Source organism: Agrobacterium sp. FDAARGOS_525 (assembly GCF_003938925.1).
Lineage (GTDB): Bacteria > Pseudomonadota > Alphaproteobacteria > Rhizobiales > Rhizobiaceae > Agrobacterium > Agrobacterium pusense.
On the sequence record NZ_RKIU01000003.1, the window covers coordinates 430705 to 446469 of the forward strand.

Annotated in this window: 16 protein-coding genes and 1 pseudogene; 13 read left to right on the forward strand and 4 right to left on the reverse strand. The window is 60.3% G+C overall.

What is annotated here, in order from left to right:
- The first annotated feature begins 196 nt into the window (after positions 1 to 196).
- Positions 197 to 406 (forward strand): hypothetical protein, encoded by a 210-nt coding sequence (locus EGT36_RS03330; protein WP_003491679.1) that lies wholly within the window; start codon positions 197 to 199, stop codon positions 404 to 406.
- A gap of 20 nt (positions 407 to 426) precedes the next feature.
- Here EGT36_RS03330 and uppM read toward each other — a convergent pair whose 3' ends face one another.
- Positions 427 to 2049: a polysaccharide biosynthesis protein UppM gene (gene uppM, locus EGT36_RS03335; protein WP_037091948.1), complete on the reverse strand. Its 1623-nt coding sequence runs from the start codon at positions 2047 to 2049 to the stop codon at positions 427 to 429.
- 257 nt (positions 2050 to 2306) lie between these two features.
- Here uppM and uppO point away from each other — a divergent pair, with 257 nt between their 5' ends.
- The 3 genes from uppO to EGT36_RS03355 all read left to right on the forward strand — a co-directional run bounded on the left by uppO (position 2307) and on the right by EGT36_RS03355 (position 4647).
- Positions 2307 to 3722, forward strand: a complete 1416-nt coding sequence (gene uppO, locus EGT36_RS03345) for a polysaccharide biosynthesis phosphomannomutase UppO (protein WP_037091751.1) — start codon at positions 2307 to 2309, stop codon at positions 3720 to 3722.
- 131 nt (positions 3723 to 3853) lie between these two features.
- The gene (locus EGT36_RS03350; protein ID WP_037091753.1) at positions 3854 to 4255 is read left to right on the forward strand and encodes a group II truncated hemoglobin; all 402 of its coding nucleotides are present in this window, start codon (positions 3854 to 3856) and stop codon (positions 4253 to 4255) included.
- The gene (locus tag EGT36_RS03355; RefSeq protein WP_004443245.1) at positions 4252 to 4647 is read left to right on the forward strand and encodes a DUF423 domain-containing protein; all 396 of its coding nucleotides are present in this window, start codon (positions 4252 to 4254) and stop codon (positions 4645 to 4647) included. The genes EGT36_RS03350 and EGT36_RS03355 overlap by 4 nt, the downstream gene beginning before the upstream one ends.
- 92 nt (positions 4648 to 4739) lie before the next feature.
- On the opposite strand, the gene EGT36_RS03360 is transcribed toward EGT36_RS03355, so the two are convergent.
- The 3 genes and pseudogenes from EGT36_RS03360 to rutR all read right to left on the reverse strand — a co-directional run bounded on the left by EGT36_RS03360 (position 4740) and on the right by rutR (position 6238).
- Positions 4740 to 5027 (reverse strand): hypothetical protein, encoded by a 288-nt coding sequence (locus EGT36_RS03360; protein WP_037091754.1) that lies wholly within the window; start codon positions 5025 to 5027, stop codon positions 4740 to 4742.
- Positions 5008 to 5331: pseudogene (locus tag EGT36_RS03365) on the reverse strand (DUF2325 domain-containing protein); the annotation flags it as partial. The pseudogene EGT36_RS03365 and the gene EGT36_RS03360, both read right to left, overlap by 20 nt.
- Before the next feature lie 265 nt (positions 5332 to 5596).
- On the reverse strand, positions 5597 to 6238 hold the full coding sequence (gene rutR, locus EGT36_RS03370) for an HTH-type transcriptional regulator RutR (protein WP_004443251.1): 642 nt from the start codon (positions 6236 to 6238) through the stop codon (positions 5597 to 5599).
- A gap of 259 nt (positions 6239 to 6497) precedes the next feature.
- Here rutR and EGT36_RS03375 point away from each other — a divergent pair, with 259 nt between their 5' ends.
- From EGT36_RS03375 to EGT36_RS03425, 9 genes are all read left to right on the forward strand, one after another.
- Positions 6498 to 7745: a Zn-dependent hydrolase gene (locus EGT36_RS03375; protein WP_037091759.1), complete on the forward strand. Its 1248-nt coding sequence runs from the start codon at positions 6498 to 6500 to the stop codon at positions 7743 to 7745.
- 188 nt (positions 7746 to 7933) lie between these two features.
- Entirely contained in the window at positions 7934 to 8368 is a 435-nt protein-coding gene (locus tag EGT36_RS03385) for an endonuclease domain-containing protein (RefSeq protein WP_037091761.1), read from the forward strand.
- Positions 8365 to 9822: a dihydropyrimidinase gene (gene hydA, locus EGT36_RS03390; protein ID WP_037091762.1), complete on the forward strand. Its 1458-nt coding sequence runs from the start codon at positions 8365 to 8367 to the stop codon at positions 9820 to 9822. The genes EGT36_RS03385 and hydA overlap by 4 nt, the downstream gene beginning before the upstream one ends.
- A gap of 2 nt (positions 9823 to 9824) precedes the next feature.
- Positions 9825 to 10259: an NUDIX hydrolase gene (locus tag EGT36_RS03395; RefSeq protein ID WP_022556793.1), complete on the forward strand. Its 435-nt coding sequence runs from the start codon at positions 9825 to 9827 to the stop codon at positions 10257 to 10259.
- Positions 10256 to 11050 carry an ABC transporter ATP-binding protein gene (locus tag EGT36_RS03400; protein ID WP_037091764.1) on the forward strand — a complete coding sequence of 265 codons (795 nt, stop codon included), beginning with the start codon at positions 10256 to 10258 and terminating at the stop codon, positions 11048 to 11050. The genes EGT36_RS03395 and EGT36_RS03400 overlap by 4 nt, the downstream gene beginning before the upstream one ends.
- A gap of 249 nt (positions 11051 to 11299) precedes the next feature.
- Positions 11300 to 12175, forward strand: coding sequence for an ABC transporter permease (locus EGT36_RS03405; protein ID WP_037091767.1), 876 nt, complete (start codon positions 11300 to 11302; stop codon positions 12173 to 12175).
- Positions 12172 to 13044 (forward strand): ABC transporter permease, encoded by an 873-nt coding sequence (locus EGT36_RS03410; protein WP_037091769.1) that lies wholly within the window; start codon positions 12172 to 12174, stop codon positions 13042 to 13044. The genes EGT36_RS03405 and EGT36_RS03410 overlap by 4 nt, the downstream gene beginning before the upstream one ends.
- Positions 13045 to 13065: 21 nt before the next feature.
- Positions 13066 to 14058 carry an ABC transporter substrate-binding protein gene (locus EGT36_RS03415; RefSeq protein ID WP_037091770.1) on the forward strand — a complete coding sequence of 331 codons (993 nt, stop codon included), beginning with the start codon at positions 13066 to 13068 and terminating at the stop codon, positions 14056 to 14058.
- Positions 14059 to 14558: 500 nt separating this feature from the next.
- Positions 14559 to 15755 carry an efflux RND transporter periplasmic adaptor subunit gene (locus tag EGT36_RS03425; RefSeq protein ID WP_006699561.1) on the forward strand — a complete coding sequence of 399 codons (1197 nt, stop codon included), beginning with the start codon at positions 14559 to 14561 and terminating at the stop codon, positions 15753 to 15755.
- The last annotated feature ends 10 nt before the right edge of the window (positions 15756 to 15765 follow it).

Below are 15765 nucleotides of genomic sequence, written 5' to 3' on the forward strand. Positions count from 1 at the left end.
CATTGTTATGGTCACGCATATGCATAAAATAGAAGGCTTCAAACACTACGAAGAACTATCATTAATATTTTTATAAATCCTCCGCTTGAGGCAGGGAAATTGCACGCCCGCTGGTTGAATGACCTTCCCCTCGCCTATTCCCGTTTGGCGTCCGATGGTTTAATGGACGGAAACATCAATGACAAAGGTCCCGGCCATGGAAACCATTTCAATCGACAACCGCGGCGATTTCGGCCTCTGGGCAATAGAACGTGCGAAGGAAATCGTTGCCAACGAGGCGTCCGATCTCGCCGTTTCCGTCCGTGATGGCGACGAGGCAGGCATTCGCGATGCCGGCAATGCGCTGGGTGCGGCCATCGCCGCCGCTCTCCTCGAAGTTTATGATGGCCTGATCTCGGAAGAATAAGTCGGCGCGGGGTCCCAGATTTAACGCGCCGCGGCTTCCGTATGATCGTCGCGGCGCAGATAACCCCACAGCCCGAGTGCGATCGCAATGGCGAGGCCGAGAAACAGGCCGCCCGCGCCGCCGGCGACGAGGAAGACCAGCTTGCCCGGCGGCCAGCTTCTGGAGTTCGGCGCAACCGGCTGCGAAATAACGCGGACATTGGTGGAATCGATCGATTGCTGTTCGGCGAGCTGGCGTGACCGGGTAAGATAGGTCTCATAGATCGCCGCTGCCGAGCGGGCGTCGCGCTCAAGATCCCTCAGCCGCACCTGCGCTTCGTTATCGGTAAAGACATTGGCACGCTCCGCCACGGCTTTCAGTCGCAGCGCATCGAGCGAGGAGCGCGCTTCGGCGACATTTGTCTTTGCTGCCTGCAGAATGCGCCGCGCCTCATCGGCCATGCCGCGTTCCAGCATGGCCCGTTCCGCACCTGCGGTCGCCAGCCGCGGATGACGCGCGCCGTAAGTCAGCGTCATGGCTCCGATCTGCTGCTGCAGGGTGCTGTATTGCGCCCGGATCGTGTTCATGGTCTGGCTATCGAAAATCGCATCGCTTTGCGTGCGGTTCTGCGCGATTGCCGCCTCCATCTGCTTCAGCCGGGATTCTTCCTGGATGACGCGCTGCTGGGCCGCGAGAACCTGTGCATTAAGCTCACCGGAGGCCAGATTGCTGACAAGCTGGCCATTATTCTCCTGCAGGCCGTTTTCGCGACGGAAATCGGCCACCCGCTTTTCAGCCGCAGTCACATTCTCGCGCATTTCCTCAAGCCGCTTCCTGAGATCGTCGACGACACGCTGGCTGCTGTCGGAGGTCGTCTGGAACAGCTCGGTTTCAAACGCCTTCACGATGGCCTTTGAGACCGTCACGGATTTGTCCGCATCATTGGTCCAGACGGAAAGCGTCACCACGAAGGAGCGTGGGTCGCGTTCCGCTGCGACCCGGTCGCCGAGGGAGCGGAGTGCACCGAGCCGGTTGTCGCCATCTTCCGGCCTGGATGAAAACATCGCCTTCAGCCGGGCGAGCGGCGGCGGGCTCATGAATTCCGGATCCTGATCGAGCTTCAGTTCCTCCACCACCCGCGCCAGCACGTTGCGCGACGTGATCGTGCGCAGCTTGCTTTCGACTTCGAGAATCTGCGTGTCACGCTGCTGGTTCGGCGAGAACACGCCGTCGTTGACAACGTTGAGATTGGAGGGATTGACGACGATATCCGTATAGGCCGTGTAGCGTGGCGGCGTCATATACGCATAGCTGAGCGCAGCCGCGACGCAGAGAATGATTGCCAGAACGATCCAGACGATGCCCCTGCGAAGCCAGATGAGGACGTCGTCAACGCCGATCCTGTCGATATGGCTGAGGCCCGGCAATGCTGCGGCCAGACTTCCGCTGGGCGACGACGCCTTCACCGGTCTCGCGGCCAGAGCGGGCTCGACGGCAGCCGCCGCCGGTTTCGGCTCGAGATGCTCTTTCAGCACCGTGCGCTCGAAAACCTCGTCGTCGTCCACCAGATCATCCAGCAGGGAACCATGAGTTTTCGCGGCCGGCGCCGTTTTTTCATCGAGCGGACGTACCTGCTTATGTCCCGCCTTTTGAAGCCTGTACATCAGCCAATCCAACTCGAACGAACCAAAAAAAGCCGGCAACCGATGATGCTCATCGTCGCCATAGCCGCTATCGACGGGCAAGTTTAAATATGACGGGTGAATTTTAGGTTACCCGCATCATTGCCGTCATCATTGCCTATTCGCGGCCTACAGGGAAGGGGAGGATTGACGTGAATGGATCGATACGGTTCTTTCAAGCGTTACATTTTTGAACTATCCATTTGGCCCTCAAGGATTTTACGGAAGCGGAGTTGAGAATGAGCCTGAAATTTGGAACGAGCGGCCTTCGTGGCCTCTCCGTCGATCTGAAAGGAAAAGCGTCGGCCGTTTATGCCACGGCATTTGCGAAGCACCTTCTCACATCGGGCCAGGCAAAGGCGGGCGACCCCATTCTCGTTGGCCGCGATTTCCGCGATTCGAGCCCCGATGTGTCCGCCACCTGCATCGCGGCATTGAAAAAGGCAGGCCTCACGCCGTTCGATTGCGGCACGGTGCCCACCCCGGCTCTGGCGCTTTATGCTCTGTCGCTGAAGGCGGGCGCGCTGATGATCACGGGCTCCCACATCCCGGCCGACCGCAACGGCATCAAGTTCTACCGCCCGGATGGAGAAATCGACAAGCAGGACGAGACGGCCATCGCAGCCCTCGCCGCCGAAATCGAAGCGGAAGGCATCAGCGACGAAACGGCGGCTGCCGAAGACCATTCCGCCATCGCGGCCGAACTATTCTACGAACGCAACATCGCGCTGTTGCCGGAAAAGGCTCTCTCAGGCCTCAAGATCGGTGTTTACCAGCATAGCACGGTGGCGCGCGATCTCTTTGTCGACGTTCTCGCCCATTACGGCGCCGAAGTCGTTCCGCTCGGCCGCTCGGAGACCTTCATCCCCGTCGATACGGAGGCGGTCTCGCCGGAGACGCTTTCGCTTCTCAAAAAATGGGCTCCTGAGCACAGTCTCGACGCCATTGTTTCCGCCGATGGCGACGGTGACCGTCCCCTGCTGGCCGATGAAAGGGGCGTACCGCTGCGCGGCGACCTCATTGGCCTCATCACCGCCAATTTCCTTGGCGCAGGCGTCGTTGTCACCCCTGTAACGTCCAATTCCGGCATCGAGGCCAATGGTTCCTTTGAGGTCGTTCGTACGAAGGTTGGCTCGCCTTTCGTCATTGCCGGCATGGCAGACGCCCTTTCAGCCGGCAAGAACGGCGTGATGGGCTTCGAGGCGAATGGCGGCCTGCTGACGGCCTCTTCCTTCACGCTCAACGGCAGGCCCCTCTCGCCGCTGCCCACGCGTGACAGCTTCCTGCCCGTTCTTGCCGTGCTGCTTCTTTCGTCGGAACAGAAAAAACCGCTGTCGCAAATCGCCGCCGCCTATAACCTTCCGGTCGCCGCCGCCGACCGCCTGGAAAATTTCGCGCAGGAAAAGAGCGCCGCGCTGATGGCTCATCTGCGCGCCTCGCGCACCAATCTCGAAGCCTTCCTCGCGCCGGTTGGCACGGTGAAAGGCCTGAGCGACATCGACGGCCTGCGCGTGTCATTGACCGACGGCAGCACCATCCACTTCCGCCCGTCAGGCAACGCGCCGGAAATGCGCTGCTACGTCGAAGCTGCCAATCAGGATGAGGCCGAGACGCTTTTGAGCAAGGGGCTCGACCTTATCCGAAATTTTGGATGATTTTTGGATGATGCCGGGCAAGCCCGGCATCTGCCCTTTTTAATCTGTCCCAAATGTCGCACCCTGCCCGTGCCTGTTGCTCTTCCGGCTTCACGGAGCGATAAGAGCCGGAGGGCCACAAGAGGCGGATTATGACCGGCGAAACCATTACCCTTTATGAAGCGATCGGTGGCGATGCGACCGTCAGGGCGCTCACCCGGCGCTTCTATCAACTGATGGATACCCTGCCGGAAGCAGCCCGCTGCCGCGCCATCCACCCGGCCGATCTTTCCGGCAGCGAAGCGAAGTTCTACGATTACCTGACCGGATATCTTGGCGGACCGCCGGTCTACGTCGAGAAGCACGGCCACCCGATGCTGCGCCGCCGCCATTTCGTCGCCCCAATCGGCCCTGCCGAGCGGGATGAATGGCTGCTCTGCTTCCGCCGCGCCATGGAGGAGACGATCGAAAATCCGAAGCTGCGCGAGATCATATGGCCCCCGATCGAGAGGCTCGCCTTTCACATGCAGAACCGGGAGGCGGACAGCCAATGACCACGCAGAACGCGACCATAGCGACCGTGCCCGGGGCCAGATTACGGGCCTTCATTCTGTTGCTGGGCAGCCTGCTGGGTGCTGCCGGCGTCATGCTTGCCGCCGCTGCCACCCATACCGGCGAAACCTATATGCTCGGTAATGCCTCCGCCATGGCGCTGGCGCATGCGCCGGTTCTTATCGCGCTCCATATCGGTGCGGATCGCATCAGGACCGCCATTCCGGCGGGCTTGATCCTCGGTCTCGGCACGGCGATCTTCGCCGGCGATCTCGTTATCAGGCATTTTTCCGGCCACAGCCTGTTTCCATACGCTGCGCCGCTGGGCGGGATCGGCATGATCGCGGGTTGGCTGGTGTTGTGCGCGGGAGCGTTTCTGAAGCCGAAAGGCTGATTGTTTTTAGGGCATCTGCATCGTGACCCGGAGTGCGAGCGGAGCTTCCCTCACACCTGGCGCGATCTTGCCCTCTCGGCAAGGATTTAACGCTAACCACGCGTCCAGCGAAACGGCAGAATGTTGCGGCCTTTTTCAGCCGCCACACCTGTTTGAAAGGCCGTCGTTTCACCCGGCTGGCGGGCGCGCTGATGAGGAAAGGTCACCACATTGCCGCCGCTTCCGGCAACGCGGCTGCGTCTTTCGCGTTCGCCGATGATGTCATAAAATTCCGTCGTGGCCGGATCGCTCGCCTGTTCGGCCATCTTGTGCAGTTCCACACCACACGGCGTGTCCGCCGTGCGGTGCTCGTCGGGAAAATTATTGCGCTCGTCGCTCATCGCTGGGGCTCCGTTCATTCATCGTCTGCAGCGCCCGCTCCAGACTTGATTTGCTGCCATTGCGCAGCGGAATGAACGTCTTGCCGAACTTCTTGCAACCGGACTTCACCCGCAGACACGCATCGTGGCTGATACAGTCGATCGGGCAGAAAACGCAGTCGACGGAAGGAAGCACGGTATCGATGCGCGACACCGCCTCACGCAGGCCGCCGTCGTGGTGGATCAGTTCGGCGCCGAAATTGCTGGCGATCTGGCGAAGATGGGCAACCTGACAGTCACGGCCGCCGACATAAAGAAAGCTTTTCGGACCGGAAAGCTGTTGTTCGGCCACGTCCCGCTCGGTCTGGGGAGCGCCTTTGCCCTGCTTGCCGCCACGTTCGGCCTTCTTCTTTTCCTTGCGTGCCATTCCCTCACCTGCCGGTTGGTTTTTGATACCCCGATATCGGGCCCCGACGTTCGGGATGCCGGCACCATAATAAAGATGATTTTTGGAGTAAAGTATAAAGGTGATAAATTTCCTCATGTTTTTATGCGGAGGGCTTATCACATAATCGCGAGAAGCAGGCCGATCAACCGTTTATCCTCAACCCGCCCATAAAAAGCTGTTCCAGATGGCGGGCCGCGTCTTCGAAACGTCCCTCGCCGCCATTCTTGTCGCCCAGAACCGCCCGCACCTGTACATCGAAATCGGCATAGTGCTGGGTGGTCGACCAGATCGAGAAAATAAGGTGGTAAGGGTCACATTTGGCCATCCGCCCGGCCTTCACCCAGGCGCGGATCACCTCGGCCTTCTCATCCACCAGCTGTTTCAACGGGCCTTTCAATTCATCCTCGATATGCGGCGCGCCCTGCAGTATTTCGTTCGCAAACAGCCGGCTTTCGCGCGGGAAATCGCGCGACATTTCCAGCTTGCGGCGAATATAGGAGCGGATCTCGCTTTCAGGATTACCCTCGGCATCGAAAGCGCGCAGCGGGTCGAGCCACGTGTCCAGCACCCGCTCAATCAGGGCCCGATGCATCGCCTCCTTGGTGCGGAAATAATAAAGCACGTTCGGTTTCGACATGCCGGCCGCTTCCGCAATCTGGTCGATGGTGGAGCCGCGGAACCCATTCGTGGAAAAAACACTGAGCGCGGCTTCAAGAATCGCTTCCTGCTTTTCCTCCTGAATGCGGGTCCGCTTCTGTGTTTTCGCTGCGCGCGGTATGGCCATTCTCAGCTCTCTGTTTCTTTTCAATGCAATTGCCGCTACAGTATGCTTAAAAAATAATCGACGTTCATAGCTTAGGCAAAATTACTGCGTTTCGTCACAAATTCCCTTGCTGACGCCATCGCGAATTTGCAATGTTTACCAGCCGGTCAATTTATCCATCATCGCCGCCACAAGGCAATGGCTGTTATCTTAACCGGCAAAAAAGGGAACGGCACAAGCTTTGCTTTGATAAAAACAAAACAGGTGAGGACGACACTTCATGACGGCGGGTAAGAACTTGACGGTCAATGGCGACCGTCTGTGGGATAGTCTGATGGATATGGCGAAGATTGGCCCCGGCATTGCCGGCGGCAATAATCGCCGCACGTTGACGGATGAGGATGCGGAAGGCCGCCGCCTTTTTCAGCGCTGGTGCGAAGCGGCAGGCCTGACGATGGGCGTCGACCGCATGGGCACCATGTTCGCCACCCGCGCCGGCGAGGACCCGGACGCGCTCCCCGTTTATATCGGCAGCCATCTCGATACCCAGCCGACCGGCGGCAAATATGACGGCGTGCTTGGCGTGCTGGCTGGTCTGGAAGTCGTGCGCAGCCTGAACGACCTCAATATCCGCACGAAACACCCCATTGTCGTCACCAACTGGTCGAACGAGGAAGGCGCCCGCTTTGCGCCTGCCATGCTGGCGTCGGGGGTCTTCGCCGGCATTCACGATCTCGATTACGCCTATAGCCGCACGGATACCGACGGCAAAACCTATGGCGAGGAGCTGAAACGCATCGGCTGGCTGGGTGAGGAAGAGGTCGGCGCGCGCAAGATGCATGCCTATTTCGAATATCACATCGAACAGGGCCCCATTCTGGAGGCCGAAAACAAGCAGATCGGCGTCGTCACCCATTGCCAGGGCCTGTGGTGGCTGGAAGTGACGCTGACCGGCAAGGAAGCCCATACCGGCTCCACCCCGATGGCCATGCGCGTTAATGCCGGCCTTGCCGCCGCCCGCATTCTGGAAAAGGTGCAGGAAGTGGCGATGGCTCACCAGCCGGGAGCCGTCGCCGGCGTCGGCCAGATGATCTTCACGCCCAATTCCCGCAACGTGCTGCCCGGCAAGGTGGTCTTCACCATCGACCTCAGAACCCCCTCGCAGGCAAAGCTCGACAGCATGCGCGCCATCTTCGAACGCGAGGTGCCCGCCATCGCCGAAGAACTCGGCGTCGGCTGCTCGATCGAAGCCATTGGCCATTTCGACCCCGTCACCTTCGATCCCGTACTGGTCGGGCGCGTACGCGCCGCCGCCGAACGACTGGGCTACAGCCACATGGACATCATCTCCGGCGCCGGCCACGACGCCTGCTGGACGGCCAGAGTCGCCCCCTCCACCATGATCTTCTGCCCCTGCGTGGCCGGGCTTTCCCACAACGAGGCCGAAGAAATTTCACCCGAATGGGCAAAGGCCGGCTGCGACGTGTTGCTGCATGCGGTGCTGGAGACTGCGGAGATCGTGGAATGACCGTGCCCACGATGGCAGGCCCCCTCATCCGGCCCTTCGGGCCACCTTCTCCCCGGCGGGGAGAAGAAACCCGCGGCGATGTTTTTGCCATTATCACTAGCGTCGTAAAAACCTGCGACGGTGCCTCCCATTTCTTCTCCCCGCCGGGGAGAAGGTGGCCCGAAGGGCCGGATGAGGGGGCAAGGGTCATGGTCAATCACACCGTTAAAAAAGCAGCAAAACGCCATCCAGGCAAAACCGCGCAGGCCAGAAAACTCCGCCGCAGGGAGACCGACGCCGAATACCGCCTCTGGTATGAACTCAAGGGCCGCAGGCTGAACGGTTTCAAATTCAGTCGACAGGTCCCACTTGGCGCTTACGTCGCCGATTTCGTCTGCCGAGAAAAAATGCTGATCGTCGAGCTGGATGGATCGCAGCACGCCGCCTCCAGGCATGACCTGCAAAGAACGCGCTGGTTGAACAGCCACGGCTACGCCGTTCTACGTTTCTGGAACCATGACGTTTTCGAAGACCTCTCCTCCACGCTCAATACCATCCTCGCTGTCTTGAACGCCGAGATATTCCTGCCCGATCATCCCGACCGTTATTCGCCAGCCCTCGCCACCGGGAACATAGTTCAATGACCGCCACCATCATCAAGAACGGCACCATCGTCACCGCCGACCTCACCTACAAGGCAGATGTGAAGATCGAGGATGGCAAAATCACCGAGATCGGCCCTGATCTCACCGGCGGCACCGTGCTGGATGCCACCGGATGTTACGTGATGCCCGGCGGCATCGATCCGCATGTGCATCTGGAAATGCCCTTCATGGGCACCTATTCCGCCGATAATTTCGAGAGCGGCACGCGGGCGGCGCTGGCCGGCGGCACGACCATGGTGGTGGATTTCTGCCTGCCGGAGCCGGGGCAATCGCTTCTCGATGCCTTGCAACGCTGGGACAACAAGGCGACGCGCGCCAATTGCGATTATTCCTTCCACATGGCCGTCACCTGGTGGGGCGAACAGGTCTTCGATGAGATGAAGACGGTGGTTCAGGAAAAGGGCATCAACTCCTTCAAGCACTTCATGGCCTATAAAGGCGCGCTGATGGTGAATGACGACGAGATGTTCGCCTCCTTCTCGCGCTGCGCGGAGCTCGGCGCCATTCCCTTCGTGCATGCGGAAAACGGCGATATCGTCGCGCAGATGCAGGAAAAACTGATGGCGGAAGGCAATGTCGGGCCGGAGGCGCACGCCTATTCCCGCCCGCCCTCCGTCGAAGGCGAGGCGACCAACCGCGCCATCATCATCGCCGATATGGCCGGTGCGCCGCTTTACGTCGTCCACACCTCCTGCGAACAGGCCCATGAAGCCATCCGCCGCGCCCGGCAAAACGGCATGCGGGTTTATGGCGAGCCGCTGATTCAGCACCTGATCCTCGACGAAGGTGAATATGCCAATCCCGACTGGGATCACGCCGCCCGCCGCGTCATGTCACCGCCCTTCCGTAACCGTCAGCATCAGGACAGCCTCTGGGCGGGTCTCGCCTCCGGCTCGCTGCAATGTGTGGCGACCGACCATTGCGCCTTCACCACAGATCAGAAACGTTTCGGCCTCGGTGATTTCCGCAAGATACCGAACGGCACCGGCGGGCTGGAAGACCGCATGCCGCTGCTCTGGACCCACGGCGTGGCGACCGGCCGGCTGACGATGAACGAGTTCGTCGCCGTCACTTCCACCAACATCGCCAAGATCCTCAACATCTATCCGAGAAAAGGCGCGATCCTTGTCGGCAGCGACGCCGATATCGTTGTCTGGGACCCGGCGCTTACAAAGACCATAAGTGCCGCGAGCCAACAATCGGCCATCGATTACAACGTGTTCGAAGGACACAGGGTAAAAGGCCTGCCGCGCTACACGCTCTCGCGCGGGCTGGTGAGCGTTGAGGAAGGCACCATCGAGACACAGGCCGGCCACGGCCAGTTCATCGCCCGCGATCCCTATCCGGCCGTCAGCCAGGCGCTTTCCACCTGGAAGGAGCTCGTATCGCCACGCAAGGTGGAACGCACGGGCATTCCGGCATCGGGCGTGTGATCATGAGCGAGCCGAAACGCGAAATCCTCATCGCCGCCGCCATCCTGCTCAACGAGAAGCGGCAGATGCTCGTGGTGCGCAAGCGCGGCACCACGCAGTTCATGCAGCCGGGCGGCAAGATCGATCCGGGCGAAACGCCGGAACAGGCGCTTCACCGCGAGCTGGCCGAGGAAATCGGCCTGACGCTGCCCGAAAATGCCGCGCGTTATGAGGGCATCTTTCGCGAGGAAGCCGCCAACGAGCCGGGCGCCGATGTCGTCGCCCATGCCTTCACCGCCAGGCTTCGTACCGAGGTCACCCCGCAGGCGGAAATCGAGGAAGTCCGCTGGCTCGATCTAGACCGCACCCCCGGCGTCACCATCGCCAGACTGACGGAAACCCAGATGCTGCCGCTGGCGCGCGCCGCACTTACGGAAAGTGAAACCAAGTCGCGATGAACCAGGCCTCTTCCTATTCCGTCGTTTCCGCCAGAAAACTGGGCCTCACTTTCGAAACGGGGGACGGCCCGGTTCACGCTCTGTCCAATGTCGATCTCGACGTGAAAAAGGGCGACTTCGTCTCCTTCATCGGCCCTTCCGGCTGCGGCAAGACGACCTTTCTGCGGGTCATCGCCGATCTCGAAAAACACACGTCGGGTGAGATCACCGTCAACGGCACCACGCCGGAAAATGCCCGCAAGGACCGGTCCTACGGCTACGTCTTTCAGGCCGCCGCACTCTATCCATGGCGCAGCATCGAAAAGAATATCGCCCTGCCGCTCGAAATCATGGGTTACAGCAAGGCCGAACAGCGCGAGCGCATCGACCGCACCATGGACCTCGTCAACCTCAACGGCTTCGGCAAGAAATACCCCTGGCAGCTTTCCGGCGGCATGCAGCAGCGCGCCTCCATCGCCCGCGCGCTCGCCTTCGATGCCGACCTGCTTCTGATGGACGAACCCTTCGGCGCGCTGGACGAGATCGTACGCGATCATCTGAACGAACAGCTGCTGAAACTCTGGGATACGACCGGCAAGACCATCTGCTTCGTCACCCATTCCATTCCGGAAGCCGTTTATCTCTCGACCAAGATCGTCGTGATGTCGCCGCGGCCGGGCCGGGTGACCGATGTGATCGAATCCAGTTTGCCTCGGGAAAGGCCGCTGGAAATTCGCGAGACGCCGGAGTTTCTGGCGATTGCGCATCGGGTGCGTGAGGGGTTGAAGGCGGGGCATGGCTATGAGGGGTGATGCTGGAAAAGACGCCGTTGCGGCAGGTGTTACCCCCCTCTGTCCTGCCGGACATCTCCCCCACAAGGAGGGAGATCGGCAAGGAGCGCTACCAATGCTCTTTCCACAGGCGTTGAGATGGCCGCGACCATGCCACGAGTCGATCTCCCCCCTTGTGGGGGAGATGCCCGGCAGGGCAGAGGGGGGTAAGCCTCACCCACAGGTCACCGCTAACCATCACCCTCAATGCACGCAGCGGAGCAAAACCCCATGACCCTCCTCCGCCGCCGCGTCCTCCCCATCCTCACCGTCCTCCTCGCCATCCTCATCCTCTGGCATCTCGCCGTCATCTACCTCAACATGCCCTTCGCCCGCGACCAGGCCACCCGCGCTGGCCAGACGGCGGGCTTCCTCGAACTCCTGCCGCAAACCTTCGCGCAGGAGCGCCCGGTCCTCCCCGCGCCGCATCAGATCATCGCGGAACTCTGGGATACCACCGTCAACAAGGCCGTCACCTCCAAGCGCAGCCTCGTCTACCACGCCGGCGTCACGCTTTCGGCCACGCTGCTCGGTTTCGCCATCGGCGCGGTGCTGGGAATCCTGCTGGCGGTCGCGATCATCCATAACCGCGCCATGGACCGCTCCGTCATGCCGTGGATCATTGCCAGCCAGACGATCCCCATTCTCGCCATCGCGCCGATGATCATCGTTGTCCTGAACTCCATCGGCATTTCCGGACTGCTGCCGAAGGCGCTGATCTCGACCTATCTCTCTTTCTTTCCCATCGTCGTCGGCATGGTGAAGGGCTTAAGAAGCCCCGAAACCCTGCAGCTTGACCTGATGCACACCTATAATGCGTCACCGGCGCAGATCTTCTGGAAGCTGCGCTGGCCCGCCGCCCTGCCCTATCTCTTCACATCGCTGAAGATCGCGATTGCAATTGCGCTCGTCGGCGCCATCGTCGGAGAACTACCGACAGGCGCTGTTGCGGGTCTCGGCGCGCGCCTGCTTTCCGGTTCCTATTATGGCCAGACGGTGCAGATATGGGCGGCGCTGTTCATGGCAGCCGGCGTGGCGGCGCTGCTGGTATCGATCATCGGCATCGCCCATGCCGCTGTCCTCAAGCGAATGGGAGCAAGGCCATGACGAACCCCGGCTGGTTTATCGGCGCTATCCTGTTCTGGCTTGCCGCCTGGGCGTTCAACGAATGGCTGGTGCGCCAGGCCTTTATTTCCCAGACCGCGAAACGCATAAGTCGCCTCGCCGTGCCGCTGCTGTTCGGCCTTGCCATTCTGGTTCTCTGGGAAGGGGTGGTCCGCGGATTTTCCGTGCCGCCCATCCTGCTGCCGGCGCCGAGCGCCATTCTCGCCCGCCTTCTCGGCTCGCTGCCGGTCCTCTGGGCGGATTTCCGCCAGACCTTCATCAAATCCGTACTGACGGGTTATGTGCTTGGCTGCGGCCTCGGTTTCCTCGTCGCCATCCTCATCGACCGCTCGCCTTTCCTGCAACGCGGGCTTCTGCCCATCGGCAATTTCGTCTCCGCCCTTCCGGTCGTCGGCGTGGCACCCATCATGGTCATGTGGTTCGGTTTCGACTGGCAGTCGAAAGTCGCCGTCGTCGTCATCATGACCTTCTTCCCGATGCTGGTGAACACGGTGCAGGGGCTTGCCGCCTCCAGCCACATGGAGCGCGACCTGATGCGCACCTATGCTGCCGGCTGGTGGCCGACGCTGATAAAGCTGCGCCTGCCCGCCGCCTGGCCTTTCATCTTCAACGCGCTGAAGATCAATTCCACGCTCGCCCTGATCGGCGCCATCGTCGCGGAATTCTTCGGCACGCCCATCGTCGGCATGGGGTTCCGCATCTCGGCAGAGATGGGCCGCAGCAATGTCGATATGGTCTGGGCCGAGATTGCCGTGGCGGCGCTCGCAGGTTCGGGTTTCTACGGTCTTGTGGCACTCGCAGAACGGGCCGTCACCTTCTGGCATCCGTCCGTCCGTGGGGGACGAACGTAAATAACGAAAAAGGGAACAGCGATGAAAATGAAACTTGCATCCATGCTTCTTGCCGGGGCGTCACTGCTGACCGCATTTAGCGCTCAGGCCGCCGACAAGATCACCCTGCAGCTGAAATGGGTCACCCAGGCGCAGTTCGCCGGATATTACGTCGCCAAGGACAAGGGCTTTTATGAAGCCGAGGGCCTCAATGTCGATATCAAGCCGGGCGGCCCGGATATTGCGCCCGCGCAGGTTCTGGCCGGCGGCGGTGCTGATGTCATCGTCGACTGGATGCCGTCTGCGCTTGCCACGCGTGAAAAGGGCGTGCCGCTGGTCAATATCGCCCAGCCGTTCAAATCGTCGGGCATGATGCTGACCTGCCTGAAAGAAACCGGCATCAAGAAGCCTGATGATTTCAAAGGCAAGACGCTGGGCGTCTGGTTCTTCGGCAATGAATATCCATTCCTGTCGTGGATGGCGCACCTGAAAATTCCGACCACCGGCGGCGCCGATGGCGTTACCGTGCTGAAACAGGGCTTCAACGTCGATCCGCTTTTGCAGAAACAGGCCGCCTGCATTTCCACCATGACCTATAATGAATATGGACAGGTCCTCGATGCCGGTATCAAGCCTGATGACCTCGTCACCTTCAAATATGAAGACGAAGGCGTGGCGACGCTGGAAGACGGGCTCTACGTTCTCGAAGACAAGCTGAAGGACGCCAAGTTCAAGGAGGACATGGTCAAATTCGTCCGTGCCTCCATGAAGGGCTGGAAATGGGCCGAGGAAAACCCTGACGAGGCCGCCGATATCGTTCTCGAAAACGACGCCTCCGGCGCGCAGACCGAAAAGCACCAGAAGCGCATGATGGGCGAAGTGGCAAAGCTGACGGCCGGCTCGAAGGGTGCTCTCGACAAGGCGGATTACGAGCGAACAGTAAAGACCCTGCTCGGCGGCGGCTCCGACCCCGTCATCACCAAGGAGCCCTCGGGCGCATATACGACCGAAATTACCGACGCTGCGTTGAAGTAGGCGCAGGCGAAAAGATTGTATCGCGCGGCGATGACCGCGCGATTTTCTTGAATGACAACCTCTCTTCCGTCACGCTCGGGCTTGACCCGAGGATCTACCGACATTTCGATTGCGGCGACGTGCCTGGATCCGCGTCAAGCCCGAGGACGACGGCGTATTAGGCGTTGTCAGAATTCCAGGCCGCGTCACGCAGTGGTAACCCATCAAATCAATTACAACACCTCGGCCTATACAAAAATGTATATCAACCCTCGTGGCTATGCGGATTGATTTGCACGACAACAAGAATTACAGTCCCGCCCACAAGACTGCCAAATTTGATCTTGTAGAAAAAGCACAGGGCAAAGGTGCTTGAGATTCGCGTTGAGGGGCGTTTGAATCGGGAGGATCGAAAAGGGAGTATTGTGATCCCTTGTTTCACATTCGCCATCGCATGACCTTTTAAGATACGGGCCGTAGCCTGCAGGACATGTAAGCGGATATTGCGCGAGCCAAGACATATGCAGCATAAAGTCACGTTTAACCGCATTCTTTTTCTTCTTCTTCTGTCCGCAACGGCGCTTCCCCTTCCAGCAGCCGCGGAGGGAGAGGCACAGGCGCCGGTGAAACAGCAGAACGTGCCCTCGATCATCGTCGCGCATGTCGCAAAGCGCGACCTCGTGGACCGTGTTATTGCGACAGGCACAATCCGCCCGGTGGACGAAATCTACGTCCAGCCCCTGGTCGACGGCCTGTCGATCGACACGTTGAACGCCGATATCGGCGATCGGGTGGCGGCGAATGCGGTTCTGGCCGTCCTGTCCTCCGATAGCCTCGTCCTGCAAAAGAGCCAGCTCGAAGCCAACAAGGCCAAGGCCGAAGCTTCCGTCACCCAGTCCAAGGCGCAGGTGCTGGAGGCGCAGGCCAATCTGGCCGACGCCCTTCGCCAGCGCGACCGCGCCGCCAAGCTCAGCCAGACCGGTTCAGGCTCCATTTCCGAAACGGAAAAGACCGAAGCCCTCGCGCAGGTGGCGCAGGCTCGCCTCGATGCGGCCAAGCAGGCCGTTTCCGCCGGCGAAGCCGACATCAAGGTGGTTGACGCGCAGATCGCCGATATCGATCTCAAGCTCACGCGCACCGGCGTGAAAACCCCGGTCGCCGGCATCGTTTCAGCCAAGAACGCCAAGGTGGGCGCGATTGCCAGCGGCGCCGGAAACCCGCTTTTCACCGTCATCAAGGACGGCGCCATCGAACTTGTTGCCGATCTTTCCGAAACCGACATTCAAAACGTGAAAGTCGGTCAGAAAGCCTATTTGACGGTTGCTGGCGGAAGAGCGAAAATAGAAGGCAAGGTGCGCCTCGTTTCGCCGACCGTCGATCCGACGACGCGCCTCGGTTCCGTTCATGTGGTGCTGCCGGAAAACAGCCCGGCGCGATCGGGCATGTATGCCAGCGCAGAGATCGTGATCGAGGAGACGAATGCGCTCGCCTTGCCGCTCTCGGCTGTCACTTCAGGGCGTGAAGGCTCGACCACCCGCAAGGTGGAGGGCGACGTCGTCAAGCAGGTGAAGATCGAGACCGGCATAGAAGACGGTGGATTCATCGAGATCGTCAGCGGCCTTGCCGCTGGAGACAAGGTTGTCGAGAAAGCTGGAGCATTCGTGCGTGATGGTGACCGGATAAGACCGGTGGAAGCCCAGACGGCTGCGTCCAACTGACTGAGGGAAT